This window comes from Paracoccus sp. FO-3, assembly GCF_006386455.1.
Classification (GTDB): Bacteria; Pseudomonadota; Alphaproteobacteria; order Rhodobacterales; family Rhodobacteraceae; genus Paracoccus; species Paracoccus versutus.
In genome coordinates this window covers 23,603-29,893 of the sequence record NZ_VCBQ01000062.1, presented here as the reverse complement: position 1 = coordinate 29,893, position 6,291 = coordinate 23,603, and the positions used below count along the sequence as shown (strand labels likewise).

5 protein-coding genes are annotated in these 6,291 nt (G+C 70.5%); 2 read left to right on the top strand and 3 right to left on the bottom strand.

Translation table 11 applies throughout. The annotated features are described in order from the left end of the window. Positions 1 to 201: 201 nt before the first annotated feature. A complete protein-coding gene (locus FE811_RS16880; RefSeq protein WP_036751032.1) occupies positions 202 to 1,326 on the bottom strand; it encodes a TRAP transporter substrate-binding protein in 1,125 nt (374 codons plus the stop codon). 247 nt (positions 1,327 to 1,573) lie between these two features. Here FE811_RS16880 and nrdR point away from each other — a divergent pair, with 247 nt between their 5' ends. Beyond that, the gene (gene nrdR / locus FE811_RS16875; protein WP_036751029.1) at positions 1,574 to 2,038 is read left to right on the top strand and encodes a transcriptional regulator NrdR; all 465 of its coding nucleotides are present in this window, start codon (positions 1,574 to 1,576) and stop codon (positions 2,036 to 2,038) included. A 14-nt stretch (positions 2,039 to 2,052) separates the two neighbouring features. Then, entirely contained in the window at positions 2,053 to 3,045 is a 993-nt protein-coding gene (gene ribD, locus FE811_RS16870; protein ID WP_116222463.1) for a bifunctional diaminohydroxyphosphoribosylaminopyrimidine deaminase/5-amino-6-(5-phosphoribosylamino)uracil reductase RibD, read from the top strand. Between the two features lie 15 nt (positions 3,046 to 3,060). Here the strand turns inward: ribD and FE811_RS16865 are convergent, their stop codons facing one another. Both FE811_RS16865 and FE811_RS16860 read right to left on the bottom strand, forming a co-directional pair. Further along, the gene (locus FE811_RS16865; RefSeq protein ID WP_140848151.1) at positions 3,061 to 5,031 is read right to left on the bottom strand and encodes a capsular polysaccharide biosynthesis protein; all 1,971 of its coding nucleotides are present in this window, start codon (positions 5,029 to 5,031) and stop codon (positions 3,061 to 3,063) included. Positions 5,032 to 5,035: 4 nt separating this feature from the next. After that, the gene (locus FE811_RS16860) at positions 5,036 to 6,166 is read right to left on the bottom strand and encodes a polysaccharide biosynthesis/export family protein (RefSeq protein ID WP_181180881.1); all 1,131 of its coding nucleotides are present in this window, start codon (positions 6,164 to 6,166) and stop codon (positions 5,036 to 5,038) included. Positions 6,167 to 6,291: the final 125 nt, after the last annotated feature.

The following is a 6,291-nucleotide window of genomic DNA, read 5'->3' as shown; positions in this document are numbered from 1 at the left end:
CGCCCCGGCCCCGGCCCCGGCCGCGCCGCAGGACGGGCTGGGGGCGCTGTCAGGCCCGCCGCCGGGCCTGACCGCCCCGCAACAGCCGGCGGGGAACTGATCGGCAGGGCGGGTTTCCCGCCCGCCTTCGCCCCCCGCGCCCCGCAACGAAAAGGGCCGCCGCGATCGCTCGCGGCGGCCCGATTGCAGGCTTGCGACGGATCAGAGCGTGCCGTTGCGCTGCTGGATCATCATGAAGGTATCATAGGTATATTCGGCGGTCTGGTTGTAGAGATACCAGTCGCCCCGCGCCCCCTTGATCGATTCCCAGATCTTCTTGAACGGCGCGTTCGAGGCTTCCAGTTCGGCATAGACCTCGTTCGCGGCCTTGTAGCAGGCGTCCAGGATCTCGGCGCTGAACGGGCGCAGCTGCGCCCCCGAGGCCACCAGCTCCTTCAGAGCCGTGGGGTTCAGGTGGTCGTATTTCTGCAGCATGTCGGCATCGACCGCCCGGCACGCGGTGTGCAGAAGCGACTTGTAGTTCTCGGGCAGCGCCTCGTATTTGTCCTTGGCAAAGAAGAAATGCACGGTCGGGCCGCCTTCCCACCAGCCGGGATAGTAATAATAGGGCGCGACCTTGAAGAAGCCCAGCTTCAGGTCGTCATAGGGGCCGACCCATTCCGAGGCGTCGATGGTGCCCTTTTCCAGCGCCGGATAGATGTCGCCGCCGGCGATCTGCTGCGGCACCGCGCCCAGCCGCTCCAGCACCTTGCCGGCAAAGCCGCCGACGCGGATCTTCAGGCCCTGAAGATCGGACACGGCGTTGATTTCCTTGCGGAACCAGCCGCCCATCTGCACGCCGGTATTGCCGCCCGGCAGGCCGAAGATGTTATGGGTGGCCAGGAATTCGTTGTAAAGGTCGATGCCGCCGCCGTGGTATTGCCAGGCGTTCATGGCCCGCGCCGACAGCGCAAAGGGCACGGCCGAACCCAGCGCGAAGGTCGGATCCTTGCCCCAGCTGTAATAGCCGACCGTATGGCAGGCCTCGACGGTGCCGTCGGTGACGGCGTCCTGGGCCTGCAGGCCGGGCACGATCTCGCCGCCGGCAAAGACCTGGATCTGGAACTTGCCGCCGGTGGCCTCGGACAGGTACTTCGACAGAACCTCGGCGCCGCCATAGATGGTGTCCAGCGATTTCGGGAAGGCCGAGGTCAGCCGCCATTTCACCTCGGGCATCTCTTGCGCGATGGCGGGCGCGGCAAGCGCAGCCCCGGCCGCTGCGGTCGCGCCGCCAACCGTGGCGCGGGTCAGAAAGGCGCGCCGGCCGAACTGGTTGGTTGTCTTCATGGGTTCCTCCGCGTTGATCGGCCTGTTCCTGGGCGGCCGATGACGGGGCGAATGTTGCATGCGACCGGACGGCCTGTCGAGACGCCAGTGCCGGATTTCCGCCGCATCCCCGCCCGCTTGCGCAATTGCCGCAGCGTCAGTCCGCCCAGCCCGCGCATCGCCGATCTTGTAGGGCGCTCAACGCACTACCCAAGCGGTTTGGGCTTGCCTATACTGGCAGGGGTCCGGGGCTTTGGGGGAACAAGGGATGCGCTGTCCTTTCTGTGGAAATGTCGATACGCAGGTCAAGGATTCGCGTCCGGCCGAAGACAACGTGGCGATCCGCCGACGCCGCTTCTGCCCGGCCTGCGGCGGCCGCTTCACCACCTATGAGCGGGTGCAGCTGCGCGACCTGGTCGTGGTCAAGTCCAGCGGAAGGCGCGAGGATTTCGACCGCGCCAAGCTGGAGCGCTCGATCCGCATCGCCATGCAGAAGCGCCCGATCGACCCCGAGCGCATCGACCAGATGATCTCGGGCATCGTGCGCCGGCTGGAAAGCATGGGCGACACCGACATCCCCTCGAAGGTCATCGGCGAGATCGTGATGGAGACGCTGGCCCGGATCGACACCGTTTCCTATGTCCGCTTCGCCAGCGTCTACAAGAACTTCCAGGCGGCGGACGATTTCGACAAGTTCGTGTCCGAGCTGCGCCCGCAGACGGTCGAGGAGTGACCGACCGCCGCCACATGCGCCATGCGCTGGCGCTGGCGCGGCGCGGCCTGGGCAATGTCTGGCCCAATCCGGCGGTGGGCTGCGTCCTGCTGCGCGACGGCGCGGTGGTCGGGCGCGGCTGGACCCAGCCCGGCGGCCGCCCCCATGCCGAGGTCATGGCGCTGGCCCAGGCCGGCGAGGCGGCGCGCGGCGCCACCGCCTATGTCACGCTGGAGCCCTGCGCCCATCACGGCAAGACCCCGCCCTGCGCCGAGGCGCTGGTCCGCGCCGGCATCGCCCGCGTCGTCACCGCCCTGACCGATCCCGACCCGCGCGTGGCCGGCCGCGGCCATGCCATCCTGCGCGCGGCCGGCATCGACGTGACCGAAGGCATCTGCGAGGCCGAGGCCCGCGCGGTGCAGCGCGGTTTCCTCAGCCGCATCCAGCGCGGCCGGCCGATGCTGACGCTGAAGCTGGGCGCCAGCTTCGACGGCCGCATCGCCACCGCCTCGGGCGAAAGCCAGTGGATCACCGGGGCCGAGGCCCGCCGCCATGTCCATGCCCTGCGCCTGGGCCATGACGCGGTGATGGTCGGCGGCGAGACGGCGCGCGCCGACCGGCCGGGGCTGAACGTGCGCGGCTTCGGCCCGGTGCGGCAGCCGGTGCGGATCGTGGTCTCGTCGCGCCCCTTGCCCGACCTGCCGGATGAGGGGCCGGAGCATGGCCCGCTGTGGCAGCTCGCCGGCCGCCCCGAGGATGTCATGGCCGAACTGGGCGTCCGTGGCCTGACCCGTGTCCTTTGCGAAGGCGGCGGGGTGCTGGCGGCCAGCCTGTTGCGCGCGGGGCTGGTGGACCAGTTGATCGGCTATAGCGCCGGGGTGGTGCTGGGCGGCGACGGCCGCGCCGGAATCGGCGCGCTGGGGCTCGAGCGACTGGCCGATGCGCCGCGCTTCCGGCTGGCCGAGACGCGCCGGATCGGCCCCGACGTCCTGCATCGCTGGCTGCGCGATGATGCGGTGGAGCGTTAATCAATCGGTCGTGGCCTAGCGCCGCCAGAGCCAGGCGTGGCCGGCCAGCAGGCCCTGCGCCTTGGACAGCAGCCGCAGCGCCGGGCCGCCCGCGCCGAATCCCGGATCGCGCAGCCGTTCGACGGCGACCTCGGGCGGGCAGGGCAGGTGGCTCACCGGGTCGAAATAGCGCGGATAGGCGATCAGCGCGGCATGGACCAGCAGCGCGAGGTCCGCCCGCACCTGCCGCCGCGCCGGCACCGGCCCCAGGTCGCGCGTCAGCCCCCAGCCGGCATAGAAGGGCGCGCCCAGCGTGGTGACGGGCAGGCCGCGCAACAGCGCCTCGAACCCCAGGGTCGAGGTCATGGTCCAGACCTCGTCCACCCGGCCCATCAGCGCATCGGCGGCCGCGTTGCGGGCGACCACATCGGCCAGCCGTTCCAGATCGGCCGGGGCGACCAGGCCGGGGCGCAACCCGGCCTCGACATCGGGATGCGGCTTGTAGACCAGCACCGCATCGGGATTCTCGGCCCGCGTGCGCTCCAGCAGGGCCAGGTTGGTGCGCTCGGTTCCCGCGCCCAGGCGGATCGAGGCATCGTCCTCGACCTGGCCCGGCACCAGGATGCGACGGCCGGGCGGCAGGTCGGGCGGCCCGCCGGACAGGTTGTATTTGGTGATCCCGGCCTCGACCAGCAGCCGGGCCAGGCGCAGGGCGCGGTCCCGCCCGCCGGGGGGCAGGGGTTCGGCCATCAGCCGCTCGAACCGGCTTTCGCGGCCGGGGTCGTAATAGATGCCCAGGTCGTCGGCGACCAGCGACAGGGGCGGGACCAGCGCCGCCCCCAGCCCGCGCGAGCGCAGGAATCCGTCCTCGACCCGCAGCGCGCCGGGCACCTGATCGGCGCGGCCTGCCCAGGCCATGGTCACGCCCGGTCCCGGTTTCGCGATAAAGCGCACCCCCCGGCCGCTGCCGAAGAACCGCGCCATGAACGGGCGTTTCCACAGCCGGATGCCATGCGCGCGATGGCCGGCATGGTCCTGGCGCCAGGCGCGGGCCTCGGCCTCGATCTGCTCCAGCGCGCCCTCGAAATCCGTCAGCCGGTCGCGGCAGGGATCATACCAGGTCGGCGCCAGCAGGTGGCTGGCGGCGAAAAGCTGCTCGATGCTGGCCGGGCTGCGGCGCGGGATCGGGTGCTGGTCGTCCGTCAGGCCCCAGCCGGCATAGAAGGGACGGCCGAAGATGCGCGGCCGGTGGCCGGCCAGCATCGCCTCGTATCCCAGCTGCGAGGAAAAGGCATAGACCCGCGCCGCGCCCGCAAGCAGCGCCCAGGGCGACACCGCGCCGTCGCAAAAGACCTCGCCGCGGCGCAGGTCGGCGGGGGTGAAATGGCCGGGGCGCAGGCCGCGCGCGGTCTCGGGATGGCTGCGCAGCACCAGCGGCAGGCCGGGATTTTCGTCGCGCGCCGCCTCCAGCATGGCCAGGAAATCCGCCCGGCCCGCCCCGCGCAGCGAGGCGTCGCCGCGGGTCTGGTCGATGACCAGCACATAGCCGGCGGCGGGCGGCGCGACCTGGGGCAGATGCGCGTTGTATTTCGACAGGTCGGCGGCGATCAGCCGCGCGATCCCCTGTCGCGCGCGTTGCAGCTGCGCCTGGGTGCCGGGCGCATGCACCAGCGTTTCGATCAGCGAGGGCGCCTCGGCGTCGAAATGCAGCCCGACGGGGTCGACCAGCAGGCCGATGGGCCCGCGCCGCGCCACCGCGCCGCGCGCCCGTCCCGGCAGGACCGAGCGCAGGAAGGCGTCCTCGACCCGCACNGCCAGCGCCTTGCCGCGCCAGGCGGTCGGGCTGTCGCCCCAGATGCCGACGTGATCGCCGGGGCCGGGCAGGCCGATGCGGGGCGACCATCCGGCCAGCTGCAGGATGCGGCGTAGGCGAGGCCGGGTCAGGAAACCGCCGCTGCATATGAAAAGCCGCCGGGAATCCCCGGCGGCATCGTCGTTCTGCTCCACGTCCTTACCGGAAGGCGCTGTCTACCGAGCCGACCTCGGTCGCGGTGCCCAGGATCGACTGCAGGGTCTTGCGCCATTGCACGAAGGGCGCCTCGGTCACATAGACGGTGTCGCCGTCGCGGATGACGAAATCGCGCGCCAGGAACATGCCGTCGGGCCTGGTCAGGTCCAGCACATAGGCGACGCGCTGGCTGCCCTGGATGTCGCCGCGGCCCAGCACGGCGCGGGCCACCGCCGGCGGCTCGTCGCGCAGCACGAACACGCCCTTGGGATCGGCCAGCGCGGTGCTGAGGCCGCCGACCATGGCCACCGCCTCGATGGCGTTGATCTGTTCATTGCCCAAGGGCACCTTGGTCTGGCCGCCAAGCGCGCCAAGCGCGGTAAAGCTGCGCTCGTCCTCTTCGACCAGGATCACGTCGCCGGGGCGCAGCGCGATGTCGTTGCGCGCGTTGGAATACAGGTCGCGCAGCCAGACCTTGCCGCTGGAATTGCCGCGCTTGACCGTGACCACGGCGATCTCGGGCTCGATCGAGACGCCGCCCGAGCGCGACAGCATCGAGGAAAGGTTGCGGGTCGGGCGCTCGATCGGATAGACGCCCTGCGCGTTCACCTTGCCCATGACCGAGACGGTGGCGCCGTCGCCGGCGACGCGCGTGACCATGACCTGCGGGTCTGGGGTCTGGGTTTCCAGCTTCTGGGTGATGATGCGGCGCAGCTCTTCGGGGCTGTTGCCGGCGGCCAGCACCCGGCCGGCATAGGGCACGAAGATATAGCCCTGGCTGTCCACCTGCAATTCGGTCAGCTGGGTCGAGCTTGTCCCCATCGAGGCCAGCAGCCCGTCATCGACGTTTTCCCAGATCGACAGCCCCAGCACGTCGCCGGGCCGGATGTCGTCGGCCGCGACCGTCCCGGCCGAGCGGAAATCGGCCGAGAACCCATAGGCGGGGGTAAAGTTCGCCGCCCGGTTCACCCGGTCGTCGACATGCACGATATGGGTGCTGCCGCCCTTTTCCACCGCGCCGGACATGATCTGGCCCTTGGTGGGGCCCGAGCGCGGCAAACCGCAGGCGGAGACGAGAAGCATTCCCCCCAGAATCGCGACCCGCGTCAGGCGCGCGGCAAGGCTGCGGCGCATGCGGAGCGGCGCCGCACCGGATCGAAGGGGCGAAAAAATGGCTTGCGTCAAACTGTTGCTCCTGTCCTCTCGTGCGATTCCCGGATCGCAGGTCGTATTTTTCCGCACGTTAACCCAGCAACCAG